The organism is Alcaligenes sp. AB3, from assembly GCF_031844565.1.
GTDB lineage: Bacteria > Pseudomonadota > Gammaproteobacteria > Burkholderiales > Burkholderiaceae_B > Alcaligenes > Alcaligenes faecalis.
This window is the reverse complement of record NZ_JAUZVM010000001.1, coordinates 519,451-545,864: the sequence shown is the minus strand read 5'-3', so window position 1 is coordinate 545,864 and position 26,414 is coordinate 519,451. Positions and strand designations below refer to the sequence as shown.

Genomic DNA, 26,414 nt, shown 5'->3' with positions numbered 1-26,414 from the left:
GGAACCCGGTAGACCACCCCGCAGCACGATGCTGCGGGGTGCATGAAAGGCTTACTGCCAGGAATATTCCTGCGGCAGGATGTAGCCCGTCTGATAGGTGTTGAGCTTCAAGCCCTTTTTGTAGGCAATGGTGGAGATGGACTGCAGCACCGGCAGACTCCAGGCCTGTTCCGCCGCTTCACGATTCAGCGCCTGATAACCGGCTACTCGCTTGTCCTCGTCCATCTGCCGGTTCAGCTCATCCAGGGTGCCCGCCAAACGCTCTTCTTTCCAGGTGGAAAAACGCAGGCGCGGATCCAGAATGCGGCCCGTGAAAATCTCCGGATCGCCCGTTGCATTGGCCCAGCTGTACAGCATCACACCCGTCAATTTGGACGAATGACTCAGCTCCAGATACTTGGCCACGGTAATTTCCTCAACCGTGGTCTGCACACCAATCTGGCTCCACATTTGCGCCACCGCACGGGCCACATCGTAGTCCGATGGGAAGGTGTTATTGGTGGAGTACAAGGTAATGGTCAACGGTTTTTCCGTGCTGTAACCCGCTTTGGCCAATTCCTCTACGGCTGCTTTCTTGTCGAAAGGAATGTTCAGATCAGGCACATCGCCGGGCGAGCCTTTGGTGGCCAGAACCGACAAGGGCTGCGCGACATTTTTGTAAAAAGCACGGGACAGACCGGCCTTGTCGATGGCCATGTTCATGGCACGACGTACATGCACGTCTTTAAAGCTTTCTGCATAGCTGGGCATCTGCAAAATGTAGATCTCGCTATACGGGTAGACCTTGGCTTCCAGCTTGGGATTCTTCTCCAGACGGGCAATTTCGCGCACCGGGATCTGAACCGAGACATCAGCCCGACCGGACTCAACCGCAGCGACGCGTGCCGAGGAATCCGGCACGATTTCAAACACGACCTGCTTCAGGTCTGGCGCACCTTGCCAGTAGTCCTCAAAGGCTTCCAGAGTGATGCGGGAACCACGCTGATAATCGCTCAGCTTGTATGGGCCTGCGCCAATTGGGCGCTTCAGGAATTCCTCTTCCCCTACCTTCTCGAAATAGGCTTTGGGCAGGATATAGGCCGACAAGAAGGCCAGGCCTTTGGGGGCCGTTGGCGTGGGCGAACTGAAATGAATAATGGCTTCCAGCGGGCCGGTCACTTCCACCGACTTCAGGGTGGGCAACATGCCGTTCAGAGCCAGTGTTTTCTTGTTGATTGCACGATCGAAGGTGAATTTCAAATCCTCGGCCGTCATGTCGCTGCCGTCATGGAATTTCACCTTGTCGCGCAGCTTCACCTTCAGGGCCTGACCTTGCTCGTCTGCCCATTCCCAGGACTCGATCAGGCGTGGTGCCACCTTCAGATCATCACCCACGAACAAGGGCGAATCAAACACGGCCTTGTAAATCGACTGGCCAGCCGGAAAGGTGACCGAGGTCGGGTCCCAGGACGGAATATCAACCGGGAAAGCAATTTTCAATTCGCTCCCGGCTGCCTGGCTGGCCGTCCCCCAGCCCATCATCAGGGCAGCCCCCAAGGCCAGCCCCATTACGCTTTTTCGCAACGCTTTCACCATTTGTCCCCTTTTGTTATGCACTTCATTCCAGCGCTAGTCCGCCTTACGAAAAAGTATATAGTTTATTCTTAAATTAAATAGATAATGGTTTTCCCTATAATTTATTTGCTTTAATATCAAACTATTATCTAAAAATAAAACAATATACTTTTTATTTAAAATGACTGAATTCAGAGACAGATTAAGCTGGGATACGGCACAGGGCCAGATTTTGGACGCTGATCGGCGCTACTTGATGATGCGTGTCGACGTGTTGATGGGGCTGTTTCGCCGGCTGGATGAACCCGCCCGAACGCAGGCGCTGGATGCATTGGGGCAGGCCGTGATGGAGCAAGGTGGTTTGTCAGCCAAGGCGTATTGGGAAGCCATCAATCACGACCCGCAGGCCTTGCTGGACAGCATTGCCGATATCTCGGCACAGCTGGGTTGGGGGAACTGGGACATTCAAACAGAGGCGACGGGAGCTTTGCAGGTTCGCGTGCAAAACAGCCCCTTTGCCTGGGGATTTGGCTCCCATGATCGGCCCCTGTGCCGGCCTATCGTTGGTATGCTTACAGCCGTCGGCCAACTGATCTACGATCAGCCCGTCCAGGTGCAGGAAACACACTGCTGCGCACAGGGACGCCATGCCGACTGCCTGTTCACCGTCTTACCCAAAACCAATGAATAAAAACCAGCCTGCCGCCCCCAAACTGAACATACGCCAGCAGGTCTACAAACACCTGCGCAGCCGCATGCGCAGTGGCGACATCAGCTATGACGACCGTCTGGTCGACCATGAAATTGCTGCGGAACTGCAAGTCTCGCGCATGCCTGTGCGCGAAGCCCTGCTGCAACTGACCAACGAAGGATTGCTGGAGGGCACCTCGCGCGGCTTCATGCTGCGGCGCTTCACCCCGGCCGATATTGCGCAGATTTTTGAAATACGCATGTTGCTCGAGCCTGAAGCGGCCGCTGCTGCCTGCTTGCAAGCCAATCTGGAAGGGTTGGCCTTGATGAACAAGGCGGCCAATGCCTCAGAAAAAGCCCATGCTGCCGCCGACCCCATGCAATACATGATTGCCAACGATGCGTTTCGGGAAAGCTGGATTTCGCTATGCCCCAACCCGCATTTGAGCACCATGATTTTTCGCCTGAGTGACCACGTAGAAGCGGTACGTCTGGCCACCTTGCGCGATACGCGCTATCGGGAACTGTCCATGCAGGCGACCCGTGGCATCCTGCAATCCTTTCTGGATAAAGATCCGGAACAGGCGCGCGAGCATGTACGCACGAATCTGCGCCATGCCTCCATGAGCTATTACGCAACGCTGGATGAAATGCTGGAGCGTCAGGCCGGCTAAGTGGCCTGTCCCCGCCAGTACCCACCAGCTGATTCAAGGCTGTGCTTTCTGATCCACTGCCTGTGCAATTACTTTGCCGATAGCCGCGATGGCCGCATTGCGCGCTTCCATCGAGGCTTTCGTTTCCGTGATGTAGACAGCAGCCACCAGCGGCGCACGCTCTGGTGGCCACATCACCGCCACCACCCCACGCGTGCCGTATCCTGCGGCTCCTGTTCGATCTGCCACGGTCCAGCTTTCGGGTACTCCCGCCCGCAGCAAAGGCCCACCCACTTCGTTATGGCGCAGCCAATCAGTCAGCCGATCACGGTCTGAGGTTTTAAGCGCATCGCCCAGGACCAGACTTTGCAAGGTCTGCACCATGGCTTGCGGGGTCGTTGTGTCGCGCAGGTCCCCGGGCGTGGCTTCATTCAGGCTGGGCTCATTACGGTCCAGACGCGTCACCGTATCGCCGATAGTGCGTAGAAAGGAGGTGACGGCCTGCGGTCCACCCAGCATCTCCAGCACCCCATTGGCGGCGGTATTGTCGCTGTTGCGCATCGTAATCGCACACAATTGGGCCGCTGACACATACTGGCCGATCAGGTTTTCCGTCGTGGGGGCGTAAGACTGAATAGCTTCCTCTTTAATTAGCCAGGCCGTCTTCATCGCCCCCGGCCCTCTGGCCAACAAGGCAGAACAAATCAAGGCCTTGCTGGTGCTGGCCATGGGGAAACGTTCGTCGGCGCGATACTGCCAGAGCTGGCCATCTGCCGTATCCAGCACGGCCAGACCGATACGGGCCTGCAAGGACTGCTCAGCCTCTTGTGCGGCCTGAACCACCGGATGGGTTTGCGCCCCGACTGCATGGACAGACCAGCCAGCCACAATCCATGTCACTGCCAGTCGTTTCAGTCTATGTGCACTCATCGGCCCATCCTTCACAAAGGGGTTAAAACACGCAAACAACTTGCGGCACCTCGAACTCAGGGAAACCCGCTATGAGTCAGGTCTCTGGCATCAAGGTTCAACACGCGGCTGTTTCTCTTGTTTCGCGGCACTGACCGCCGGCGCTTCCATCTCTTTCAGCTGGGGATCGTCGATCTTGCCCGTAACGGCGTAGGTAACCGACAGGTGACTGCTCATCGGGATCTGCATCAACCACTGCGTCAGCAAGGCCCCTACCCCCACCATGGGGTTGACAGTGAAATAAGCCGCAATCGCTGCGCCACTCATGTCCAGATTCGGGTCCACCACGGCAATCAAGTCCAGCGTTTCGTCCTTGATATCAATCCAGCCTTTCAGGCTGATTGCCCCCGCCGGGCCCTTGATCTGATAATTGTCCAGTTCCAGCTTGCCCTGCGACAGGTTCATGCGCCCGGTCAGGCTATCGAATGCAAACCCCTCCTTCACTGCACCGAACAAGTCCAGATCCAGGCGGCTCAAGCGCGAGATGGACTGCAGGCTGAGCAGCTCCAGCAATTTGGCCGAGCGCGATTTCAGGCTGATAAAACGCCCTTTACGCAAATCCACATTGAACTGGCCGCGAATATTGCGCTTGTCAAAAGACCAGGGAAAATCGCCCCAGAACAAGGCCGCCTGCACGGTACCGTCGCCATCCTTGATGGACTCGGTCAGCAAACCGCTGACATCTACAAACTGCCCCAGATTGCTCACCTGACTATTGGCAACCAATTCCAGCCCGCGCTGCGGGCCAGTCAATGCCAAAGAGCCGTAACCGTGCAGTTGCATCCCCTGGGCATTCAAGGAAAAGTTCTCCAGCGTCCACTTTGCTCCTTTTCCAGCAGGCTTGCCCTTGGCTTCCAGCTTGCCAAAGCGCACGCCCTGTATCTGCAAGTCATCCACCTTGAACGAGATTGCGGGCAAGAGCAGATCGTCATTCATGGGCTGTTCAGCGTCGGGCCAGGCCCAATCGGGCCTGCCACTATCAAGGTACAAATGAGAGAAATTGGCATTGAACATGCCGGTGTAGCGACCATCTTGATGCTGGGCCTGCAAACGCCCTTCTGCCTGCTTGGCCTTCAGGCGCAGAAACAGTCTGCCAGCGGCATCTTCCGTGCTTTCCATCTCCAGCTGATCCAGCACTTGCCCTCTGAAAAATGCCTGATCCGCTTGCAGGCGCACCCGCTCCAGCAAAGGCAGCAAGGGACGGTCCGAAGGCGTCAACGGACTGCCATCCAGATTCTGACCAAACTCCTCGACCACCCTCTCCCAGGCATCCAGATCCATACGGTCATGACGGCTATGCAGTTCCAGACCGCGTTTGGGCCAGTTCACCAGCCCCGGCGTCCCCATGCTGCCACTTTGAAAATAGCTGCCTTGGCGCGAGCCTTGGGCATGCAACAGGTTCAGCAAAAAGGTCTGTCTATCTTCCAGGCTGATCTGCAAACGGTCCATTTTTGCGGCGGAGTCGCTACTCCAATCCGCCTTCAATTTGGCTGCACGCTCGGCAGGCTTGTGGAAAGGTTCGGGCAAGTTCAGCGCCAGCCCCGTCAGATCGGACTCCACACCAAAGGAAAAAGAGCTCTTGGCATCCAGCTTCATCAGCACCTTGTAGGGAGTCTGGCCCTGCAGGCGCTGTACGCCCTTCAGTTCCAGGTACTGCTCCAGACCTTGCGCAGTCAGCACACCATTGAGCTGCAAACCGGGCTTGCCGGGTTCCAGCACACCGCTGATCTGGGTATCACCGCCCAGCATCTTGCCCGTCAGCGTCCGGGCACTGACACCCTTTTCACTGAAGGCCAGTTCGCCGCTCAAGGCCGTAAACGAGGGGGCTTCAGGCATGTATTGAAACTCGCCATTGCTCATCTGGATTTGGCCCTGTACCTGGGCGTCGTCCGCATTATCCAAAGGAATCTGCAAATTGATGGGTACGGTCCAATCCCCTTTGACGCGACTGTCGGCCAGCAAGCCATCCAGCAAGGCATTCAAGGGCGATTGATGAACCAGGGCCAGATAACTGGTCGCCGGAGCCTGCGACACGCCCTCAAGCTTCAAAAAGCTGTTTTGCTCCAAGGAAGTAATGTGGGTCTGAATATCGCGCAGTGCGATATCCCGCTGCTTGGCGATAGGCATGCGCGCCTGCTGGGCCACAATGTCCAGATTGTCGTTATGCATGCGTATGCTGCCTTGCACGCCTTCCAGACGCGGCCAGGCCAAACGCTTGGGACGGGCGGGCTGATAATCCACAATCCCATCGTCCAATCTACCAGCCACTTCAAAACTGCCATCCTCCGGACTCAAGCCATACGGAAAGGTATCCAGCCCCCCTTGCAGCCGGATTGTTCCGTCTCGCACTGCCCCCTGCACCAATCCAGCCTGCATCCATTCGCGCGCCAAAGGGTTGACCGTCAAAGGCAGATAATTCACCAAAGCCGCCAGATTCAGGTGCTTGAATTGCCCCTGCCAGTCCGCCACACCGGCCTCGAACTTGACATCCTCACGCCAGCTTCCTGTTAATTGCGCATCCAGGTCAGGATTGCGCAAAGCAAGATTCATTTTGCTGACGCTGAGTCTGGCCTGCTCATCGCGATGAACGGTCCCTTGAGCATTGAGCTGATCCACCGCCAGGTATTGGGCAAACAAATCCGGCACACGCAGGCCAAAGCCAGTCATTGCCAGCGCCCACTGCACATCACCACTTTGCTTGCCTTGGGCCAGTGCTTGCAAATCGTTCAGCCCACCCTCCAGCTCCAGACTGGCCTGCTCCAGCTGCAGGCGATCTTCGCTCTCAGTCAGTACGGCCATATCCCGCACTTGAGCAAGCAGCTGCATCTGTATGGTCTGCTCGGCCTTGGGCTGGCTGGCCTGCGCACGCATACTGACCCAGCCCCTGTCCAAGGCCACTGGCACGTCCAGCCATGGGCGCAGCGCGGGTGCGTCTACTGCCTTGGCCTGTGCCGTCATTTCCCAAGGCAAATCCAGCACATCCACATTTTCAGGCAGACGACGTTTGCCTTGTACACGCAAGGACAGGGCCAGGGATTCACCCAGATTGGCTGGCAAGGCGGTAGCCAGGTTCACCTCGTGCCAGCCCTGTCGGTAGCCAATCTGCCATTCAATCGCGGGCAGGTGCAAGGCAGGTGCGCCGCGCATATCATCCTGCCATTGCAAGGACATGCCCTGAATGCGGATACCACGCTGCTCCAGCAGCCAGCGAACCGGCCCTTGCCAAGCCTCCGGTTCTGAGGGCGCACTCTCATCATTCAAATCCAGCACTTGGCCCATCACCAGAATCTGTCCCTGGGGGTCGCGCCGTACCGGAATCGTCAAACCCTGCACATCCAGCTGACGCAACTGCAGCGAACCACTGAACAAGGACTTCCAGCTGATATCGGCCTGCAGCTTGGGCAACTGCAACATGGGCTCCTGCCCGGGTTCTGCCAGCGACAGATTCGTCACGGAAAGATGGGGATTCCAGCCCTGCCAGTCGCCTTTTAATTCTTGAATCTGGACTTGCAGGCCGGTTTGTTCGCTGATTTTCTGCACCAGATAGGGACGCAGATTGTCCAGCTGGGGCACGAGCAAATAACGTAGCCCGACAAGGCTTAGCATCAGCGCAAAATAGAGCACCAGCGCCAGTCGCACAAGCCCTCGAACTACCATGCAATCAATTCCCGAGTATAGTTAGATGCGGTCATTTCCGGCCTAGTCAGACAAGTCATTTCACTTGTCGTTCCCCCTTATCCGAAAAGCCTCTTATCGTATGAGCCAGTCCATTATATTGAAGCCCGTGATGCAATGGTCCGGCCCCTTGCGTCGAAAAGTAAACGCTCAACCACAATTTGGAACGTGGTTGGAAGAGCAAGCCCAGCACCCTGTCACCCCCGCACTGATTACGCAATGGTATAGGACTTTGCTGCCCGAACCCGATACTGATCGTCTGGCACAAGTGCGCCAGGCCTTGCGCCAACTGCGCGAGCGGGTTTTCCTGGTGCTGATGATCCGCGATATCAATGGCCTGGCGCCCTTGGAAGAAGTCATGCAGGCCATGAGCAGCCTGGCTGATCTTGCCGTGGCACAAGCCTATGAAACCGTGGCGCAGCAACTGGCGGAAATCCACGGTATTCCTAAAAATTCGGAAACTGGCCTGCCCCAGGAGATGATTATTTTGGGTATGGGCAAGCTGGGCGGGAGGGAATTAAACGTTTCCTCGGACATTGACCTGATCATGCTTTACGACGAGGACGGCGAAACCGATGGCCGCCGCCCCCTGAGCTATCACGAGTTTTACGGCAAAATTACCCAGCGCATGATGCCCGTGCTGTCCGATACGGATGCCTTCGGCCAGGTGTTTCGCACCGACTTGCGCCTGCGCCCGGACGGCGATTCCGGGCCGCTGGCCTGGAGCATGCAGGCCCTGGAAAACTATCTGGTCAACCAAGGCCGGGAATGGGAACGCTATGCCTGGATCAAGGCCCGCCCCATCAAGGCCCAAGCCTTTGAAGGCAGCCGCAGCGCGGGTGATGTGCATCACTTCGAAGCGCTGCGTACTCCTTTTGTGTACCGCAAATATTTTGACTTTGATGCCCTGTCCGCCCTGCGCGGCCTGCGCGAGCGCATCCGTCAGGACTGGACACGCCGCGCCCTGAACCGCAATGGCGTGGAGACCTGGCACAACATCAAGCTGGGGGATGGCGGGATTCGAGAAATTGAGTTTGTGGTTCAGCTCAATCAACTGATACGCGGTGGACGACAGCCTTCCCTGCAAACAAGCAGCCTGCACAAGGCTTTGCGCGGTCAATGCGCGGCCGGACTGCTGGACCAGGAGGTCTGCGACAAGCTGCTGGCCGCCTATACCTTCTTGCGGCGTGTCGAACACCGCCTGCAGTACCGTGAGGACGAGCAAACCCATTTGCTGCCCCAGGACGAAGAACTGCGCACCGAGCTGGCGGCCACCTTAGGCCTGAGCCTGGCCGATTTCGACGAGCAGCTAGGCCAGCACCGAAAATTTGTGTCGCATACCTTCCGTAATGCCTTCCGTCTGGCAGGTATGGGCGAGGAAGCCAGTGCCGAACCTCCTGCCGCGGCCGCCCCCGCCCCTGAAGTCAACAGCGCCGAGCAGGATCAGGCTTTGCAGGAACGCATCGAACAATTGCGTCAGGCCCTGCTCAACAGCCATCGCCTGCGCAGCCTGCCCAACGCCAGCCTGGATCGCGTACAACGCTTGATTCCCCTGGCCGAAGACTACGCCTACCGCTCCGAAAATCCGGAAATGACGGCGACCCGGCTCTTTAACCTGATCGAGCTGATTGCCCAGCGCAGCGCCTATCTGGCTTTGCTGGCGGAATACCCGGACACGCTGGCCCGCGTTGCCCGTATTGTTTCGGCCAGCCCCTGGGCCGCGCAGTATCTGGCTCAGTATCCGCTCCTGCTGGACAGTCTGATCGAATGGCATTCGCTGATGGAGATTCCGGACTTTGCGGTCCTGTCCGAGCAAATGTGCCGCGATCTGGACGCGTGCCGCCTGCCCGATGGCCAGGCCGATGTCGAACAGCAAATGAACATGATGCGCGACTGGCAGCACCAGATCACCTTCCAGTTGCTGGCTCAGGACCTGGAAGGCGTGCTGACGGTGGAGGCCTTGGCCGACCAGCTCTCGGCCCTGGCCGACATGATGCTGGCCGAAACGCTGGAACGCACCTGGCCTCTGACGCGCCCCCGCAGCCTGGGCCCCGAACATGACACCCCGCCCCGCTTTGCCGTCATTGCCTATGGCAAGCTGGGCGGCAAGGAAATTGGCTACGCCTCGGACCTGGATCTGGTGTTTTTGTACGACGACCCCAGCCAGGACAATGTAGAGCGCTACATCAAGCTGGCCCGCCGCATGACCAGTTGGTTGTCCGCCATGACCTCCTCCGGCCGTCTCTACGATATTGACCTGCGTTTGCGCCCGGATGGTGACGCCGGTTTGCTGGCTGTCAGCGTGGATGCCTTCGAGCAGTATCAAACCCGCAGCGCCTGGTCCTGGGAGCACCAGGCCATTACCCGCGCCCGTTTTGTGACCGGGGATGCCCAGATCAAGGAACGTTTCGATGAAATCCGCCGCTCCATCTTGCTGATGGAACGCGACCGTCGCAAACTGCGCGCCGACATTCTGGACATGCGTGACAAAATCAGCGCCGGGCACCCCAACCGCAGCGAGCTGTTTGACTTGAAACACGACCGTGGCGGCATGGTGGATGTGGAGTTCATCACCCAGTATCTGGTGCTGTGCCATAGCCGTGAGCATCCCAAACTGCTGGAAAACCTGGGCAATATCGCCTTGCTGGGCATTGCCGCGCAGGCGGGCCTGATCGCGGTCGACCATGCTCAGGAGGTAGCCGATGCCTACCGCGCCCTGCGCCGTCGTCAGCACGCTTTGCGTCTGGAAGGAGCAGAAAAAGCCCGTGTGCCGCAAACCGAGCTGACCCACGAACGGCAGGCCGTTACGCGACTATGGGACGAGGTCCTGGGGTACTAAGGCAACAGATTGATTTCACTAAACTTTGCCAAGAATCTACAATAGTCGCATTGATTTATTGTGCGACCGACTCGGGACGCCTTTTTACTCGGATTCAGATTCATGTCCACTCAGCTCAATCGTCCAGTTTTAACCATGCCGGAGAAGCGCGAGAAATTGCTGCTGCACTCCTGCTGCGCCCCCTGTTCGGGCGAGGTGATGGAGGCCTTGCACGCCTCGGGGATTGAATACACCGTTTTTTTCTACAACCCCAATATCCATCCTGTACGCGAGTACGAACTGCGCAAGCAGGAAAACATCCGCTTTGCCGAACAGCACGGCATCGAGTTCATTGACGCTGACTACGACGTAGATAACTGGTTTGAACGTGTACGCGGCCTGGAACACGCTCCCGAGCGTGGCGAGCGCTGCACGGTCTGCTTTGACATGCGCTTTGAGCGCACGGCCCTCTACGCCCATGAAAATGGCTACGACATCATCTCCAGCGTGCTGGGTATCTCGCGCTGGAAAGACATGAACCAGATCAACGACTGTGGCGAGCGCGCCGCCGCCCGTTATCCGGAGATGAAGTACTGGACCTACAACTGGCGCAAAGGTGGCGGCTCGCAACGCATGCTGGAAATCAGCAAACGCGAGAATTTCTATCAGCAGGAATACTGCGGTTGCGTGTACTCGCTGCGGGACACCAACCGCCACCGCCGTTCGCAAGGCCGCCCTCGTGTCGAGATCGGTGTGAAGTTCTACGGCAAGGATGAACTGGACCTGACACCGCCTCCGACTCCGGCACACGAGAACGCCTAAGCAAAGCCTGACCGTTCATCCTGACGGACTCAGCACGCCTGGCTGAAACAGCCTCTGCTTGACAGCTGCCCCTTATACGAGCAGTGCATCGATAAGCTCCACCAGGATTCTGAATAGCTTTCTCTTTGCCAAAACCCAAGCGGGTGGCTCAGATCAGAGGGAAAGCAACCCGGGCTTGAAACATTCCGTAGAGCCAAAGAAAAAGCGCCTTGGTTTCCCAAGGCGCTTTTTTACTGCTGTTTCAACTACGGTTTACTGCATGTGCTGGTCAGCTCGACTGCTCAACGCTCACCAGCACAGCAGAAATCAGAGCCTGCTGATTACTGGATACTACGGGTGAACGTAAACTCGCCGTCCTTCCAGTCCACAGGCACCACATCTTTAGGACCAAAGCGGCCTTCCAGAATCAGACGTGCCACCGGGTTCTCAATGTGCTGCTGGATAGCACGTTTCAACGGACGTGCACCAAACACTGGGTCAAACCCAGCCTTGGCCAACTGCGCCAAAGCAGCCTCGCTGACTTCCAGATGCATATCACGCTGGGCCAGACGCTGATCCAGACGTTCAAGCTGGATACGAGCAATGGACTCGATGTGTTCTGCTTCCAGACCGTGGAACACCACCACTTCGTCGATACGGTTCAGGAACTCGGGGCGGAAATGCTGTTTCACTTCTTCCCACACCACTTCCTTGATCACATCGTAAGGCTCACCCGACAAACGCTGAATATGCTGCGAACCCAGGTTCGAAGTCATGATGATCACCGTGTTGCGGAAATCCACCGTACGGCCCTGGCCATCGGTCAAACGACCATCGTCCAGCACCTGCAAGAGCACGTTAAAGACGTCGGGGTGTGCTTTCTCTACCTCGTCCAGCAAAATCACCGAATAAGGTTTGCGACGCACGGCCTCGGTCAGGTAACCGCCCTCTTCATAGCCCACGTAGCCGGGAGGCGCCCCGATCAAGCGGGCCACCGAGTGTTTCTCCATGAACTCGCTCATGTCGATACGAATCATGTGATCCTCGGAGTCAAAGAGGAAGTTGGCCAATGCCTTGGTCAGCTCGGTCTTGCCCACGCCAGTTGGCCCCAGGAACAGGAAGGAACCATATGGGCGGGACGGATCAGACAGACCCGCACGCGAGCGACGGATGGCATCCGACACCAAACGTACTGCTTCACCTTGGCCGACCACACGCTTGTGCAGGTAGTCTTCCATCTGCAAGAGCTTTTCACGCTCGCCCTGCATCATCTTGGACACAGGAATACCGGTTGCACGCGAAACCACTTCCGCGATTTCCTCGGCACCAACCTGCGTACGCAGCAAGCGAGGCTTGTCCTGATCAGCCTTGTCCATATTGGCTTCAGCCGCTTTCAGGCGCTCTTCCAGTTCGGGCAGCTTGCCGTATTGCAGCTCAGCCAACTTGTCGAACTGACCCTTGCGTTGCAGCTCGGCCATTTCGGCACGAACCTTCTCAATTTCCTCTTTAACAACTTGCGAGCCCTGAACCGCCGCTTTTTCGGCTTTCCAGATCTCTTCATAGTCGTTGTACTCGCGCTGCAGTTTTTCCATCTCGTCATTGATGGCCTGCAAACGACGCTGAGAGGCCTCGTCCGTGTCCTTGATGACAGCTTCACGCTCGATCTTCAACTGAATGATGCGGCGATCCAGCTTGTCCATGACCTCGGGCTTGGAGTCGATCTCCATACGGATACGGGCAGCAGCCTCGTCGATCAGGTCAATGGCCTTATCGGGCAGGAAGCGGTCCGTAATGTAACGCTGCGACAGCTCGGCCGCGGCCACAATGGCCGGGTCGGTAATCGCCACACCGTGGTGCAGCTCGTAGCGCTCCTGCAAACCGCGCAGAATCGCAATCGTGGACTCCATATCCGGCTCGTTCACCAGCACCTTCTGGAAACGACGCTCCAGAGCGGCATCCTTCTCGATGTACTGACGGTACTCGTTCAGCGTGGTGGCACCGATACAGTGCAACTCGCCGCGCGACAAGGCGGGTTTGAGCATATTGCCCGCATCCATGGCGCCTTCGGCCTTGCCGGCGCCCACCATGGTGTGCAGCTCGTCAATAAAGACAATGGTTTTGCCATCGTCCTTGGACAGCTCTTTCAAGACAGCTTTCAAACGCTCTTCAAACTCACCGCGATACTTGGCACCGGCCAGCAAAGCCGCCAGGTCCAGCACCAGAACACGCTTGCCCTTCAGGGTTTCAGGCACTTCGTTGTTCACGATACGCTGCGCCAGACCTTCCACAATGGCGGTCTTACCCACCCCGGGCTCACCAATGAGCACAGGGTTGTTCTTGGTGCGACGCTGCAGAATCTGGATCGTGCGGCGAATTTCGTCGTCACGGCCAATCACCGGGTCCAGCTTGCCCAGACGGGCACGCTCGGTCAGGTCTGTGGTGTATTTGTCCAGCGCCTCACGGTTGCTATCACCTTCGGCGTCATTCACATTGGCACCACCGCGTACGGCTTCAATGGCGGCTTCCAGCGCACGACGCTGCAAACCGGCATCGCGCAGCGCACGACCCGTTTCACCCTTGTCGTCGGCCAGGGCCAGCAGGAACAATTCGCTGGCGATATAGGTGTCACCGCGCTGAGCGGCTTCCTTGTCGGTTTTGGCCAAGGCGGCTTGCAGAGCCGAGCTGAGCTGCTGCTGACCTTCCGCCCCTTGTACCTTGGGCAGATTGGAGATCAGGCGGTTGAGCTCGTTTTCCAGACGGGGAATGGCAACGCCCGCACGAGCCAGCAAGCTGCCTGTGCCAGAGTCAGCATCAGCCAGCAAGGCGACCAGCACGTGGGCAGGTTCCAGATAGGGGTTGTCTTCGCGAACAGCCAGGCTCTGCGCATCGGCTAGAGCCTGTTGAAACTTCGTTGTCAATTTATCGATTCGCATAGAATTTTCACTTGAGAAAATATGCGATAAGCTAAAGCAAACAGTTACTAAATACTGCTCGCCCAGATCTCGCAACAAATAACAGGATGAATTGAAGATAAGGACAAAAACCAAGTATTCAAGTGTTTGGATCGCTTTTAAACAACAACTTGGCAAGAGCAGTCTGACCACGCTGTACCCGGCATGAGCAGCCATTTCCCGCATGGGGCGAGCCTTAAGAACTAAACATATTAAGGATTAGCGGGAATACCAACCAATAAAAAGCTACAATTACACTTGATTTGACTCAAAGATTTAGCGTTTCGCCATCTGACATTATTCCTTATGCAAAAACGTATCTCGGTTACCGCTGACTCCATACGCTGCTCCAGCTGTATGCTCAATGAGGTGTGTCTACCTCTTGGGATGCCTAAGCATGAAATGGAGCGGTTGGACGAATTAGTCAAGGAGCGCATCCGCATCCCCAAGGGCGGCGTGCTGTTTCGACTGGCCGACTCAGTCGAGGGAATCTATGGCCTGCGCTCTGGTTCGATCAAGATGCAGCTGGAAGATTCCACCGGCCACATCCAGATTACGGGCTTTTTATTACCAGGAGAAATCCTGGGCATGGATAGCCTGGTTGAAAATCGCCATGTCTCCCACGCCATCGCCCTGGAAGACAGCGAGGTCTGTGTGATCCGCCTCGATGATCTGGACCGTCTGTCGGCCCAGTTGCCTATCTTGCAACAGCAGTTCCGTCGCTTGATGAGCAAGGAAATCAACCGCGCCCATCAGTTGATGATGACGTTGGCCGGACTGCGTTCCGAGCAACGCCTGGCTGCCTTCTTGCTGAACCTGTCCCAGCGCCTGTCGCTGCTTGGCTACTCCCCTTACGAATTCATTCTGCGCATGAGCCGCGAAGAAATCGGCAACTTCCTGGGCCTGACACTGGAAACGGTCAGCCGCCTGTTCTCGCGTTTTGCGCGCGAAGGTCTGCTGAAAATCTCCCAGCGCGAAGTCCACTTGCTGGACCTGGCCGCCCTGCGCACGCTGGCAGGCACGGAGTGCGATTAAAGCTCCTGGCCCTTGCCTAGGCCTCAAATAGCTTGCTGAACGCGCTACGACCTGCTGCACCGCTCCTGGACACCCACTACGCACAAAAAAAAGCACATGCAATTTGCATGTGCTTTTCTCTTTTAGCGCTTGTCCGAATCAGTCCAGACTATCTGCCGGTTCAGCCAATGCCGCTGGTGAACCAGACGACATATACAGGCTAAGCGTACAAGCCACCGATGCGGCTACCCAGAACAGAAAAAACGCCACCGTATAAAAGGTCAGTCGATCCACTTGCATATGTCCAAGTACAACGATGTCCAACGGGTCCACCAAGGCAAACACAATTGCACTTAGCACCCCAGCGACCAGGAATGAAGGCCACAGTATCCACATCAACGATCGGATGGTCATTCGTACCCCCTTCTTGAACGGAAACATACTTCTCTCAACCCTAGCGTAACGGTGTATCAACTACTTTCAGTGCTGCTCTCGAGCAGGCTCGCCTTTGGTGACGACCAGGCCCTGCTTGACGCCGCCGTCTGTCACTCCCTGATTACTGAAGTTCTGGAACGCCAGCACAATAGTGATGGCGCAGCCCACGATAGCCAGAGCCGGGCCGGCCATCAACAACCAGGGCCACGGTTCACGCCACCAGGGTCCACTGTCCTTTGATTCGTCCATGTTTTGCTCTTTATAAAGTTACTGAGGAATGTAGAAACTACTGCGTTCATTCACGTAGGTCTTGCGGCCCCCTTCATGCTCGCCGATCGCCTGGATGGAAATATCATACAGGCCCGGCTTGGCACTACTAATTGGGACTTGCACCACGACCGGCAGCAATCGATTGCCAGCAGGCGCCACATGAATGTGATCCTGGCCGTTCTCGGTCAAATGAATGCGCGCGCCTTCCAGACCGGTGACGGACAACTGCAGCTCCATGGCCTCTTCCGAGGTATTGATGACTTGCAGACGGAACACGTTTTCAATCATGCCGCCGGGCACTTCACGCCCCAGTGCGCCACGGTCACGGATCACGTCTACCCGCATCGGTGTACGTGTCGCCAAGGTATAGACGAAGGCACCACAAATGACGGCCAGAATCAGGATATAAGACAGCACGCGCGGGCGCAGCATTCGACGTCGCACCTGGGGCTGCGTCATGCGCTCCTTAATGGCGCGCTCCGAGGTGTAGCGGATCAGGCCCTTTTCGTAGCCCATCTTGTCCATGACCTGGTCACAGACGTCCACACAGGCGCCACAGCCAATACACATGTATTGCAGGCCATCGCGAATATCAATACCGGTCGGACAGACCTGAACACAGAGGCTGCAGTCCACACAGTCGCCCATGCCGGCTTCTTTGTGGTCAATCTTGCGAGATCGACCACCGCGGGTCTCACCACGCACAAAGTCGTAGGTCACCACAAAGGTATCGCTGTCCACCATGGCACTTTGGAAACGAGCGTAGGGGCACATGTACTTACAGACGGCTTCGCGCATGAAACCGGCGTTACCCCAGGTGGCAAAGGCATAGAACAAGAGCCAGAACCACTGCCAAGGGCCCAGGGACAAGGCGATCAGCTCGCCCCCCAGTTCACGGATCGGGGCGAAGTAGCCAATAAAGGTAAAGCCGGTCCACAAAGCAATCACGATCCACAGGAAGTGTTTGGTTGCCTTGAGACGTAATTTGCGGGCGTTCCAGGCTTGTTCATCCAAGCGGATACGCGCCAGACGGTCCCCTTCCACCTTGCGCTCGACCCACATGAAGATCTCGGTATAGACCGTCTGCGGACAGGCGTAGCCACAGAACAAGCGGCCGGCCATGGCGGTGAAAAGGAATAATGAGAAGGCAGATATCAGGAGCAGCACCGTCAGGTAGATAACGTCCTGGGGCCACAAAATCATGCCAAAGATGTAGAACTTGCGTTCCAGCAGGTCAAACAGCACCGCCTGACGACCGTGCCATTCCAGCCAGGGCAGACCATAGAAGATGATCTGCGTGAAATACACCATCCAGATCCGCCAGCGGGCGAACACGCCCTTGACGGATCGTGGATAGATTTTGCTGCGTACATCGACCAGCGCCTTCTCGACTTGCGGAGAGGTTCCACCCGCTCCCTTGGTGTTACGTGGAGGTTGCCACTTAGGCACGGTTCCCTGCGCGTTATCAGCGCCGGGTTGGGAAGAATCACTACTCATTGCAAGTCCTGAAGGCGTCAGATCAATTTAAAACACACTAGTTAGCCTGGGCAGGCTCGGCATTGTTCGACAAGCCCCAGACCCAACCTGCCAGCAAACGAATCTGCTCAGGAGTCAGAGTGGCTTTCTGTGCCGGCATCTGGTTGGTACGACCCTGCAGGACAGTCTGAACGATAGTGGCTTCGGAGCTGCCATACAGCCAGTAATCGTCAGTCAGGTCAGGAGCGCCCAACAGCGTGTTGCCCTTGGCATCCGCACCGTGACAGGCAAAACACGCACTGTCATAGACACGTTTACCCGCAACCAGACGCAGAGGATCTGCAGCCAGGCCGGACAAGGAACGCACATACTGAGCCACATCGGAGGCTTGAGCGGGGGTGAATTGCGCTTGTGGCGGCATCATCCCGGTACGGCCTTCGGTAATGGTGTGCAGAATCTGCTCGGGCTCGCCACCCCACAACCAGGCTTTGTTGGCCAGGTTAGGGAAGCTGGGTGCACCTTGTGCATCGGAGCCGTGACACTGGGCGCAGTTGTTCAGAAACAGGCGCTGACCAATTTCGCGAGCTTCCTGATCGCGAGCGATCTCTTCGATAGGCATTTCGCGGTAACGGGCGTACACAGGCTCCAGGCGAGCATTGATCTCGGCCTGTTGCTGCTTGACCTGTTGGCCGGAACTAAAACCCAATGTGCCCTTGAAACTGCCCAGGCCGGGGTACAGCACCAGGTAACCCAAGGCAAACACACACAAACCGATGTACATCACGGTCCACCAGCGAGGCACCGGCGTGTTCAGCTCGGTCAGGTCACCATCCCAGACGTGGCCGGTTTCTTCCACATCGACCGTCTTGCCCAGAAATGCACGCTGGGTAAACAACAGCCACAAACAAAATATGATGCCTAGCAAGGCGATGCCGGAAATCCAGAGGCTCCAGCCATTATTAAAAAAGTCACTCATTCGGAACCCCCAGGGTTTTTATCGTTGCATCCCTCGTCGGGCAAGGCGAAAGGCAGAAGCGCGGCTTCTTCGTTGGCCTGGCGGCGTCCCCGAGAGAACGCCCACCAGCAAATGCCAAGGAAGGTCGCCATCGCCAAAGCAGTCATAACACCGTTGATGATGGCTAGCATTTAGTGGCTCCCCTGCTCCACAGCCCTAGCAGCTGCGTCGCGACTGGCTACACCCAAGCCTTGCAGATAGGCAACCACGGCATCTTCTTCGGTCTTGCCCACCAGCTCCCCTGGAGCAGCATCAATTTGTTCCTGCGTGTACGGCACACCCAGCGTACGCAACACCTTCATGCGATCCTGAATGTTTTCACCTTCGACCGAGTTTTTCTGCAGCCATGGGTAGGCGGGCATATTGGACTCTTTCACCACGTTACGTGGGTTGCGCAGGTGAATGCGGTGCCATTCGTCGCTGTAGCGCTGACCCACACGGGCCAGGTCAGGACCCGTACGCTTCGAACCCCACAGGAAGGGGTAGTCATAGACAGACTCCCCAGCCAGCGAGTAAGGACCATAACGCTGCACTTCGGACTGCAACATACGAATCTGCTGCGAGTGACAGCCCACACAACCTTCACGGATGTAGATGTCACGCCCCATCAGTCGCAAGGGCTCGTACGGCTCGATGCCTTCAGTTGGCTGGGTCGTCGAGTGTTGAAAGAACAAGGGCACAATCTGAACCAGACCTGCGAAAGAGATCACCAAGATGCTCAGGATGATCAACAACCCGGTATTTTTCTCGATCGTGGCGTGTGAAAAGCGCTTTTTAGTGTCATTAGCCATGATTTACTCCTTAGGCCAGCACAGGGGTGGGACCCACCAGGGCTGGATCGCGGGCGTCTGGGTTCTTGAGGGGCACAACAGGGTTGATGCCTTTCTCGCCTGCACGGATGGTCAGGAACACGTTCCAGGACATCAGCAAGATACCGGCCACAAAGAAGGCGCCGCCCAGAGCACGGATTGCGTAGAAGGGGTAAGTCGCCTTCACAACTTCCACAAAGCTGTAGGTCAAGGTGCCGTCAACACCGGTAGCACGCCACATCAGACCTTGCATCACACCGGCAATCCACATCGCGGCGATATACAGCACCACGCCCAGGGTAGCCAGCCAGAAGTGCAGATCGATCAGACGAGGACGAGCCATTTCAGTACGACCGTACAGACGTGGGATCAGGTAGTACAGGGAACCGAAGGTAATCATGGCAACCCAGCCCAGCGCACCGGAGTGCACGTGACCAATGGTCCAGTCGGTGTAGTGCGACAGCGCGTTCACCGTGCGGATAGCCATCATGGAGCCTTCAAAGGTGGACATGCCGTAGAAGGACAGGGCCACAACCATGAACTTCAGGATCGCGTCAGTACGCAGCTTGTGCCAGGCACCCGACAGGGTCATGATGCCGTTGATCATGCCACCCCAGGAGGGAGCCAGCAGAATCAGGGAGAAAGTCATGCCCAAGGACTGGGTCCAGTCTGGCAAGGAGGTGTACAGCAAGTGGTGAGGACCTGCCCACATGTACGTAAAGCCCAGCGCCCAGAAGTGGACGATGGACAAGCGGTAGGAGTAGATGGGACGGTTGGCCTGTTTGGGGATGAAGTAGTACATCATGCCCAGGAAGGACGTGGTCAGGAAAAAGCCCACGGCGTTATGGCCGTACCACCACTGCACCATGGCGTCCTGCACACCGGCGTAGGCCGAGTAGGACTTCATGAAGCTGACGGGCAGTTCCAGGTTGTTGAAAATGTGCAGTACAGCGATCGTGACGATGTACGAGCCAAAGAACCAGTTGGCCACATAGATGTGACGCACACGGCGCTTGACGATCGTGCCAAAGAACACAATGGCGTAAGCCACCCAGACCAGCGTGATCAGGATGTCAATGGGCCATTCCAGTTCGGCGTACTCTTTGGAGCTGGTGTAACCCATAGGCAGGGTAATGACAGCTGCCACCAGCACGGCCTGCCAACCCCAAAAGGTGAAGGCGGCCAGCTTGTCGCAGAACAAACGGGCCTGACAGGTACGCTGCACGACATAGTAGGATGTCGCGAACAAGCCGGTGCCACCAAAGGCAAAAATCACAGCGTTCGTATGCAGTGGACGCAGACGTCCAAAACTAAGCCACGGTGTGTCGAAATTGAGTTCTGGCCAAATCAACTGCAAGGCAATAAAAAGGCCTATTGCCATGCCGATGACGCCCCAAAATACGGTCATGATGGCGAACTGCCTCACAATCCCGTAATTGAAGACTTCGGCGTTATTTCCGACTGCATCGGAAGTGCCCATTTGCTTCCCCTAAACAAACATTGTTAATACAAGCGACAACAAGCTACATCATCCAGCAAGTCGGTAATCCGCTACTTGATGCTTATCAAAAAACTTCGGAAAGCACGCGCTCGCGCGTGTTTCCGCCCCGCAGACTGTGTGTCGCCGACCATTTGCAGGGCTAAAAAACAAAATTGGCAGGTATCAGGAATCGGGTGGACGCTTTGCTCCCGACAGACCCACTGTGGAGTCGTCGTCCAGCAAGATGGAGTCCGCCGCATTGCCCGTATCTTCAAACTGACCGGCAAAAATCGCCCACCAGAAAGAGACGCCGATGACAATGACCAGAAAAATGGAGATGGGGATCAGGACCAGCAAAGAGCCAAACATATCAGCCCTGCCTTGCTGCTGGACCGGTCCATTGAGCCGGCACCTCGCGGGTGCGGCTGCGATAGATGCGCCAGGAGTTGGCCGCCACGGCCAAAGAGGACACCAGCATGCTGACGGCGGCCAGCCAGGGGGCCACAATGCCCAAGGCCGCCAAAGGAGTCATGAGCAAGTGCCAGACGATCGAACCGTACAGGTTTTGACGAGCGATGCGGCCGGTTTGCTGGGTCAGTTGTACAACTTCAAATTCATTTTTCGCAGGTCTGGCCAGCAAGCCTGCATGCGCCGAGGCGACGGCTGAAGGAACCGACATGGACATGGCACAGGGGCAGCTCATGACCAGCATGGCAACCACCACGGGAACAACATGCAAGGGGTCTATCCAGTACCAGACCAGGCCAAAGGCAGCAGCCAGCACCAGCTGGATGCTGACAAACCAGAACGCCAGCGTATTGGAATGACCCGTCACGGACTGACGAAAGCGTTCGATCAGATCATGGGAGGCGGATTGCGTAACCGACTGGCGCGCACAAAGCTCCAAGTAACGGGCGGTCAGCAAGAAAGCCACGAACATCGTGACCGAGTCGTAATACACCTCGCCCTGCTGGGTCCAGGTGTTGTAGACGCTGGGCAGGAAGGCACCCACAATACCCAGCGCCACGGGCACATCCATGCCAACACGCCCTTCGGACAGGCTTTTGAGCGCGCCCTTCAAAATGGGCCAGGCACAGTACAGAACAACCGGCATGGTCAGGCACAGGCCTGCCCAGTTCATGAGCACAATGACTTGCGAAAGGGATTCGATGTCTTCAGCGCGAGTGCTGAAAGAGCGCATATAACCGGGGAAAGCAAACATCATCACCTGCATGGCAGCCAGCCAGGACAGACCCAAACGGGCTAATGTGTGTCGCCGACGCGACCGCTGCTCATCAGTGAGAGGCTTTGGAAGAGAAAAAATCGAATATGCGCGCATGGAAGGACTATAAGCCACTGATATTTCTTCATTCTTGATTTAAATCAATACGACTTTGCTTCGATCCTATATCGTTGTCCTTATGCATCTTGTTCAGGCCGTTACCCCCCCAACACGGCGCTAACTGTTCAATGCTTTCAAGGCTGCTCATTGGCAGCCTTTTTTTTATTCCCAAACGCAAGGCAGGACAACTCCATTGCACTGGCCATCTGCTCCATGCGCGGCCAAAGTCTACCACGCCTTGTCTCTATGAGAATGGCTTGATTATCAAGACTTTTCATGACGAAATGACGTAACTGCGTGAATGCAAATCAATTCACGAAAACGTCCATCCTGAATTCAAAAACATGCAGAGCTTGCCACCCGCCTTGCAAGCCTTCTCAGGCCCGTTTTCTGCCCTCGTTCTCGGTACTTCCAAACCCTGTTCAAAGCCATTGCCATCAAATATCAAGCCTTCAAATTTGATATTTGAAATATGTAGCTTTTAAGCAAAAACCAGCGCGCAAACAAAAAGCAGCCCACCGACTGGAGCGTACGGTGGGCTGCCTGCAACCAGAGAAGGGGCTATCTACCCTTCCCTGTCCTGCTTATGCCTCGGAGGGCGCAAACTGCTCGGCTTCGGTCGAACCGGCCAGTGCGGTTGTCGAGGACTTACCGGCTTCAACTGTCTGGGTGACAGCGTCAAAGTAGCCTGTACCCACTTCGCGCTGGTGTTTCACCGCGGTAAAGCCCAGTGGTGCAGCGGCGAACTCTTTTTCCTGCAGTTGAACAAAAGCGCTCATCTGGTTGCGGGCGTAGCCGTGAGCCAGTTCGAACATGCCGTAGTTCAGTGCGTGGAAACCAGCCAGGGTAATGAACTGGAACTTGTAGCCCATGGCACCGAGTTCGCGCTGGAACTTGGCAATGGTGGCGTCGTCCAGGTTCTTCTTCCAGTTGAACGATGGCGAGCAGTTGTAGGACAACAGCTTGCCAGGGAACTGACGGTGGATGGCTTCGGCAAAGCGGCGAGCGTACTCCAGATCCGGCGTGGAGGTTTCGCACCAGACCAGGTCGGCGTAAGGAGCGTAGGCCAGACCACGAGCAATGGCTTGATCCAGACCGGCACGGGTGCGGTAGAAACCTTCAACCGTACGCTCATCCAGAATGAAGGGGCGATCGTACTCGTCCACATCGCTAGTGATCAGGTCCGCTGCGTCTGCATCGGTACGAGCAACCAAGATCGTGGGAACGTCCAGCACGTCAGCGGCCAAACGAGCAGCCACCAGCTTGGAGATGGCTTCACGAGTGGGCACCAGCACCTTGCCACCCAAGTGACCACACTTCTTGGCCGAAGCCAGCTGGTCCTCGAAGTGAACGCCAGCAGCGCCCGCCACAATCATGGCTTTCATCAGTTCAAATGCGTTCAGTACGCCACCGAAACCGGCTTCCGCGTCGGCCACGATAGGAGCGAAGTAATCCACGTAGCCTTCGTCGCCTGGGTTCACCCCTTCCATCCACTGGATCTGATCACAGCGGGCCAGGGAGTTGTTGATGCGACGCACCACGGAAGGCACCGAGTTAACGGGGTACAGCGATTGGTCAGGGTACATTTCGCCGGCGCTGTTGGCATCGCCAGCCACTTGCCAACCCGACAGGTAAATTGCTTTCAAACCAGCCTTGACCTGTTGCATGGCCTGGTTACCCGTCAGGGCGCCCAGTGCATTCACAAAGGGTTCCTGATTGATGGACTGCCACAGACGCTCAGCGCCACGGCGAGCCAGAGTGTGCTCCTCGACCAGAGAACCACGCAAACGAATCACTTCCTCAGCGGTGTAACCACGCTTGATACCTTGCCAGCGTGGATCTTCTGCCCAGCGTTTTTGCAAATTGCGGATCTCAGTTTCTCGAGCATTCATGATGGACTCCTAAGATGGATTGAACAGTGAACAAGATGACTACAGTCTACCCAAATGCTGCACCGCAACCATGTTTTCTATCTTATATAAGAGTAATTATTTTTCTGTTTAATATCAAATAGATAGATAAATAATTTCGAGATATGAAATGAATTACCTGTTTGTGAAATGAAAAACTGTGCGACGCGACAGCCATTTTTTGCATACTGAGACAAGGATTTCACAATGTGGGATAATCGTCTTTATGCCGCCCGGTGAGCGCCTGCTCGCTGCACCGGTTTCCTGTTTTATTTCTGCTGTACCCGCCAATGAGCAACACCTCCCCTCTAAAAGGCTCGCCTCTTGGGCACGATGTGGTTTATCCCACACAGTACGATCCCAGCGTCCTGTTTGGCATTGAGCGCTCCCTGAACCGCCAGGCGCTCCAAGTTCCCGAGCAATGGCATGGTGCCGATATCTGGAACGGTTACGAAATCTCCTGGCTCAATCCCAAAGGAAAGCCCGTTGTCGCCCTGGCACGCTTTGTCATTCCCTGGAATAGTCCACGCATCATTGAATCCAAGTCCTTCAAGCTTTATCTGAACTCGTTCAATGATGAAGTGGTGGAAGATATGGCCAGTCTTGTGCAGCGCATGGAGCACGACTTGAGCGCGGTTGCCGGTGCTGCCGTCAATGTGACGCTGATTCCGCTTGGCGCCTTGAACGGTCAGCCCATCAGCCAGCTGGAAGGCCACTGCATTGATGAGCTGGACATCAGCATTCAGGACTACACGCCACAAAGTGGTTTGCTGAAATGCCTCCCGAATGCCCCCATTGTGACCGAGTCCCTGGTATCCGATTTGCTCAAGTCCAATTGCCCTGTCACCGGCCAGCCCGACTGGGGCAGCGTGCAAGTGCGGTACACCGGCCCGCAGATTGATCCTGCTTCCTTGCTACGCTATATCGTTTCGCTGCGCCGTCACACCGAGTTCCATGAGCATTGTGTAGAGCGCCTGTACAGCGATATTTTACAAAGCTGCCAGCCTGAGCGTTTGCTGGTGTACGCGCGTTATACCCGCCGCGGTGGCCTGGACATCAATCCCTGGCGCAGCAGCCACGCGGATAGCGTGGACGAACCTCGACTGGCGCGTCAGTGATCTCTATATAAAGCCAGCTAGAGATGTTTGAACCAGGAGGGCCAATACGCCTTTCTGGATTCAAGGTGCTAAGCCCCGCAGCAAGATGCAGCCAGGGCAAGAAAAAACCCCAAAAACTTGACAGGTTTTTGGGGTTCTCTTTTAGGGCTTTCCAAGTAGCCATGAATAGCTTCAAGCCAATCAGGATTTGGCCGCACGGCTTACGGTAGAAGCCACATACACCGCCAGGCCAGCCGCAGTCCAATACCCGATGGCGGCGCCGTACCAGGGAGCCTGGGTCAAACCCACGTCCAGCAGCAAACCAAAGCCAACTGGCGCCAGAGAAGAACCTACATCCATGCCCGAATACACCAGGCCGTATACCGCGCCGGTAGACCCTTTGGGGGTGACACGGCGTATCAGCATGTCCCGCGACGGCGAGGCAATGCCCGAGCAGAAACCAGCCGCCCCCACCACAAACAAGGCCAGTGACGGCATGACCCAGCCCGCGCCCAGCACCAGCAGCAAAGCCCCGGATACGCATAGAGACACAAACACAATGACTTCAGAGCGTGGTGTGGTGGAAGCAATGAAGCCGCCTACAAACATGCCCGCGGCCGAAGCCAGCATGAAGCCGGACAAGGCCGTACCCGCCGTCACCTTATCAATGCCATAAGTGTTGTGCAGCATGGGGATGGTGTAGTTCTGCACCACCGCCATGGCTGCCGTCGCAAAGGCGAAGAACAGGAAGGCACCCCACAAGGAGGGACGCGACAGCAAGGTAGACAAGGTCGTCCAGACCGACTCCTTGGCCTGCGGACGCGCAGGCGCTGCTCCCGAGGCCGTGCGCCCTGCCAAGGCATCCCGGTTCATCAGAACCAGCACCAGAATGGCCGCAATCAAGGCTGCCGCCGAGAGTACAGCAACGCGCCAGTTGAAATAGATGGTCAGCGTGGTGATAAAGACCGGCGTCAAGGCCCAGCCCAGATTCCCCGTCAAACCGTGTGCGCTAAAAGCGTGACCCAAACGAGCCGGGCTGACACGGTGATTCAGGATGGAATAATCCACCGGATGAAACACGGCATTGCCCACGCCACCGATCAAGGCCGCCGCCAGCAACATACCATAGCCATTGGCCGTACCGATCAGCAAGGCCGCTACCACAAAACAGGACAGGCCCACCTTCAGGACCGGCAAGGCGCCGATGCGGTCAACCAGAAAACCGGAAGAAGCCTGCCCAAAACAGGACACCAGATAAAAGGTGGTTACCAGACCGCCCAAGGTCAGGAAGTCGTAACCGAATTCCTGGCCCAGGGAGATATACAGTGTGGGCAGAATCAGCTGAAAGAAGTGCGAACTGGCGTGTGCAATACCGATGACACCAATAACCCGCCAGTCCTGCGAACCGTCGGGCCCCGCCCCGTCCAGCGTCCTTGTTGATGAATTAGCCATTTG

General features: G+C 56.5%; 21 protein-coding genes. 6 read left to right on the top strand and 15 right to left on the bottom strand.

Features of this window, described 5'->3' with window-relative positions:
• Window positions 1–51: 51 nt before the first annotated feature.
• Window positions 52–1,572, bottom strand: coding sequence for an ABC transporter substrate-binding protein (locus Q9R35_RS02560; RefSeq protein WP_233249677.1), 1,521 nt, complete (start codon window positions 1,570–1,572; stop codon window positions 52–54).
• A 163-nt stretch (window positions 1,573–1,735) separates the two neighbouring features.
• On the opposite strand from Q9R35_RS02560, the gene Q9R35_RS02555 reads away from it, so the two are divergent.
• Both Q9R35_RS02555 and Q9R35_RS02550 read left to right on the top strand, forming a co-directional pair.
• Window positions 1,736–2,245, top strand: a complete 510-nt coding sequence (locus tag Q9R35_RS02555) for a V4R domain-containing protein (RefSeq protein WP_063690667.1) — start codon at window positions 1,736–1,738, stop codon at window positions 2,243–2,245.
• Window positions 2,238–2,918, top strand: coding sequence for a GntR family transcriptional regulator (locus Q9R35_RS02550; protein WP_042481621.1), 681 nt, complete (start codon window positions 2,238–2,240; stop codon window positions 2,916–2,918). The genes Q9R35_RS02555 and Q9R35_RS02550 overlap by 8 nt, the downstream gene beginning before the upstream one ends.
• Window positions 2,919–2,951: 33 nt before the next feature.
• On the opposite strand, the gene bla is transcribed toward Q9R35_RS02550, so the two are convergent.
• Both bla and Q9R35_RS02540 read right to left on the bottom strand, forming a co-directional pair.
• Complete coding sequence (bla, locus tag Q9R35_RS02545) at window positions 2,952–3,827, bottom strand: class A beta-lactamase (protein ID WP_311219300.1); 876 nt, start codon at window positions 3,825–3,827, stop codon at window positions 2,952–2,954.
• Window positions 3,828–3,917: 90 nt separating this feature from the next.
• Window positions 3,918–7,523 (bottom strand): DUF3971 domain-containing protein, encoded by a 3,606-nt coding sequence (locus Q9R35_RS02540; protein ID WP_311219299.1) that lies wholly within the window; start codon window positions 7,521–7,523, stop codon window positions 3,918–3,920.
• A gap of 100 nt (window positions 7,524–7,623) precedes the next feature.
• Between Q9R35_RS02540 and glnE the strand changes: the two genes are divergently transcribed.
• Window positions 7,624–10,380: a bifunctional [glutamate--ammonia ligase]-adenylyl-L-tyrosine phosphorylase/[glutamate--ammonia-ligase] adenylyltransferase gene (glnE, locus tag Q9R35_RS02535; protein ID WP_311219298.1), complete on the top strand. Its 2,757-nt coding sequence runs from the start codon at window positions 7,624–7,626 to the stop codon at window positions 10,378–10,380.
• Window positions 10,381–10,482: 102 nt separating this feature from the next.
• Entirely contained in the window at window positions 10,483–11,181 is a 699-nt protein-coding gene (locus Q9R35_RS02530; protein ID WP_311219297.1) for an epoxyqueuosine reductase QueH, read from the top strand.
• A gap of 320 nt (window positions 11,182–11,501) precedes the next feature.
• Here the strand turns inward: Q9R35_RS02530 and clpB are convergent, their stop codons facing one another.
• Window positions 11,502–14,093, bottom strand: a complete 2,592-nt coding sequence (gene clpB, locus Q9R35_RS02525) for an ATP-dependent chaperone ClpB (protein WP_009455937.1) — start codon at window positions 14,091–14,093, stop codon at window positions 11,502–11,504.
• 324 nt (window positions 14,094–14,417) lie between these two features.
• Here clpB and Q9R35_RS02520 point away from each other — a divergent pair, with 324 nt between their 5' ends.
• A complete protein-coding gene (locus Q9R35_RS02520) occupies window positions 14,418–15,146 on the top strand; it encodes a helix-turn-helix domain-containing protein (RefSeq protein ID WP_009455938.1) in 729 nt (242 codons plus the stop codon).
• Window positions 15,147–15,284: 138 nt separating this feature from the next.
• On the opposite strand, the gene Q9R35_RS02515 is transcribed toward Q9R35_RS02520, so the two are convergent.
• The 10 genes from Q9R35_RS02515 to aceA form a co-directional block, all read right to left on the bottom strand.
• Complete coding sequence (locus Q9R35_RS02515) at window positions 15,285–15,539, bottom strand: hypothetical protein (RefSeq protein WP_042482206.1); 255 nt, start codon at window positions 15,537–15,539, stop codon at window positions 15,285–15,287.
• A gap of 66 nt (window positions 15,540–15,605) precedes the next feature.
• Complete coding sequence (locus tag Q9R35_RS02510; protein WP_042481634.1) at window positions 15,606–15,809, bottom strand: FixH family protein; 204 nt, start codon at window positions 15,807–15,809, stop codon at window positions 15,606–15,608.
• Between the two features lie 18 nt (window positions 15,810–15,827).
• Window positions 15,828–17,327 carry a cytochrome c oxidase accessory protein CcoG gene (gene ccoG, locus Q9R35_RS02505; RefSeq protein WP_045930115.1) on the bottom strand — a complete coding sequence of 500 codons (1,500 nt, stop codon included), beginning with the start codon at window positions 17,325–17,327 and terminating at the stop codon, window positions 15,828–15,830.
• Window positions 17,328–17,364: 37 nt separating this feature from the next.
• Window positions 17,365–18,282: a cytochrome-c oxidase, cbb3-type subunit III gene (ccoP, locus tag Q9R35_RS02500; RefSeq protein ID WP_035272722.1), complete on the bottom strand. Its 918-nt coding sequence runs from the start codon at window positions 18,280–18,282 to the stop codon at window positions 17,365–17,367.
• Entirely contained in the window at window positions 18,279–18,452 is a 174-nt protein-coding gene (locus Q9R35_RS02495) for a CcoQ/FixQ family Cbb3-type cytochrome c oxidase assembly chaperone (protein ID WP_009455945.1), read from the bottom strand. The genes ccoP and Q9R35_RS02495 overlap by 4 nt, the downstream gene beginning before the upstream one ends.
• Entirely contained in the window at window positions 18,453–19,112 is a 660-nt protein-coding gene (gene ccoO / locus Q9R35_RS02490; protein ID WP_042481640.1) for a cytochrome-c oxidase, cbb3-type subunit II, read from the bottom strand.
• A 10-nt stretch (window positions 19,113–19,122) separates the two neighbouring features.
• Window positions 19,123–20,610, bottom strand: coding sequence for a cytochrome-c oxidase, cbb3-type subunit I (gene ccoN / locus Q9R35_RS02485; protein ID WP_021446465.1), 1,488 nt, complete (start codon window positions 20,608–20,610; stop codon window positions 19,123–19,125).
• A 183-nt stretch (window positions 20,611–20,793) separates the two neighbouring features.
• Window positions 20,794–20,979, bottom strand: coding sequence for a cbb3-type cytochrome oxidase assembly protein CcoS (gene ccoS / locus Q9R35_RS02480; RefSeq protein ID WP_042481642.1), 186 nt, complete (start codon window positions 20,977–20,979; stop codon window positions 20,794–20,796).
• Between the two features lies 1 nt (window position 20,980).
• Window positions 20,981–21,949, bottom strand: a complete 969-nt coding sequence (locus tag Q9R35_RS02475; RefSeq protein WP_063690683.1) for a hypothetical protein — start codon at window positions 21,947–21,949, stop codon at window positions 20,981–20,983.
• A 587-nt stretch (window positions 21,950–22,536) separates the two neighbouring features.
• Window positions 22,537–23,844, bottom strand: coding sequence for an isocitrate lyase (aceA, locus tag Q9R35_RS02470; protein WP_009455950.1), 1,308 nt, complete (start codon window positions 23,842–23,844; stop codon window positions 22,537–22,539).
• Between the two features lie 308 nt (window positions 23,845–24,152).
• Here aceA and queF point away from each other — a divergent pair, with 308 nt between their 5' ends.
• Window positions 24,153–24,980, top strand: a complete 828-nt coding sequence (queF, locus tag Q9R35_RS02465) for an NADPH-dependent 7-cyano-7-deazaguanine reductase QueF (RefSeq protein ID WP_311219296.1) — start codon at window positions 24,153–24,155, stop codon at window positions 24,978–24,980.
• A 180-nt stretch (window positions 24,981–25,160) separates the two neighbouring features.
• Here queF and Q9R35_RS02460 read toward each other — a convergent pair whose 3' ends face one another.
• Complete coding sequence (locus Q9R35_RS02460) at window positions 25,161–26,411, bottom strand: MFS transporter (protein ID WP_109088357.1); 1,251 nt, start codon at window positions 26,409–26,411, stop codon at window positions 25,161–25,163.
• Window positions 26,412–26,414: the final 3 nt, after the last annotated feature.

Excerpts from the sequence above, each read along its gene's own strand:
- Q9R35_RS02555 (WP_063690667.1), top strand. The coding sequence starts at position 1,736 with ATGACTGAATTCAGAGACAGATTAAGCTGGGATACGGCACAGGGCCAG.
- Q9R35_RS02550 (WP_042481621.1), top strand. The coding sequence starts at position 2,238 with ATGAATAAAAACCAGCCTGCCGCCCCCAAACTGAACATACGCCAGCAG.
- bla (WP_311219300.1), bottom strand. The coding sequence starts at position 3,827 with ATGAGTGCACATAGACTGAAACGACTGGCAGTGACATGGATTGTGGCT.
- Q9R35_RS02540 (WP_311219299.1), bottom strand. The coding sequence starts at position 7,523 with ATGGTAGTTCGAGGGCTTGTGCGACTGGCGCTGGTGCTCTATTTTGCG.
- glnE (WP_311219298.1), top strand. The coding sequence starts at position 7,624 with ATGAGCCAGTCCATTATATTGAAGCCCGTGATGCAATGGTCCGGCCCC.
- Q9R35_RS02530 (WP_311219297.1), top strand. The coding sequence starts at position 10,483 with ATGTCCACTCAGCTCAATCGTCCAGTTTTAACCATGCCGGAGAAGCGC.
- clpB (WP_009455937.1), bottom strand. The coding sequence starts at position 14,093 with ATGCGAATCGATAAATTGACAACGAAGTTTCAACAGGCTCTAGCCGAT.
- Q9R35_RS02520 (WP_009455938.1), top strand. The coding sequence starts at position 14,418 with ATGCAAAAACGTATCTCGGTTACCGCTGACTCCATACGCTGCTCCAGC.
- Q9R35_RS02515 (WP_042482206.1), bottom strand. The coding sequence starts at position 15,539 with ATGACCATCCGATCGTTGATGTGGATACTGTGGCCTTCATTCCTGGTC.
- Q9R35_RS02510 (WP_042481634.1), bottom strand. The coding sequence starts at position 15,809 with ATGGACGAATCAAAGGACAGTGGACCCTGGTGGCGTGAACCGTGGCCC.
- ccoG (WP_045930115.1), bottom strand. The coding sequence starts at position 17,327 with ATGAGTAGTGATTCTTCCCAACCCGGCGCTGATAACGCGCAGGGAACC.
- ccoP (WP_035272722.1), bottom strand. The coding sequence starts at position 18,282 with ATGAGTGACTTTTTTAATAATGGCTGGAGCCTCTGGATTTCCGGCATC.
- Q9R35_RS02495 (WP_009455945.1), bottom strand. The coding sequence starts at position 18,452 with ATGCTAGCCATCATCAACGGTGTTATGACTGCTTTGGCGATGGCGACC.
- ccoO (WP_042481640.1), bottom strand. The coding sequence starts at position 19,112 with ATGGCTAATGACACTAAAAAGCGCTTTTCACACGCCACGATCGAGAAA.
- ccoN (WP_021446465.1), bottom strand. The coding sequence starts at position 20,610 with ATGGGCACTTCCGATGCAGTCGGAAATAACGCCGAAGTCTTCAATTAC.
- ccoS (WP_042481642.1), bottom strand. The coding sequence starts at position 20,979 with ATGTTTGGCTCTTTGCTGGTCCTGATCCCCATCTCCATTTTTCTGGTC.
- Q9R35_RS02475 (WP_063690683.1), bottom strand. The coding sequence starts at position 21,949 with ATGCGCGCATATTCGATTTTTTCTCTTCCAAAGCCTCTCACTGATGAG.
- aceA (WP_009455950.1), bottom strand. The coding sequence starts at position 23,844 with ATGAATGCTCGAGAAACTGAGATCCGCAATTTGCAAAAACGCTGGGCA.
- queF (WP_311219296.1), top strand. The coding sequence starts at position 24,153 with ATGAGCAACACCTCCCCTCTAAAAGGCTCGCCTCTTGGGCACGATGTG.
- Q9R35_RS02460 (WP_109088357.1), bottom strand. The coding sequence starts at position 26,411 with ATGGCTAATTCATCAACAAGGACGCTGGACGGGGCGGGGCCCGACGGT.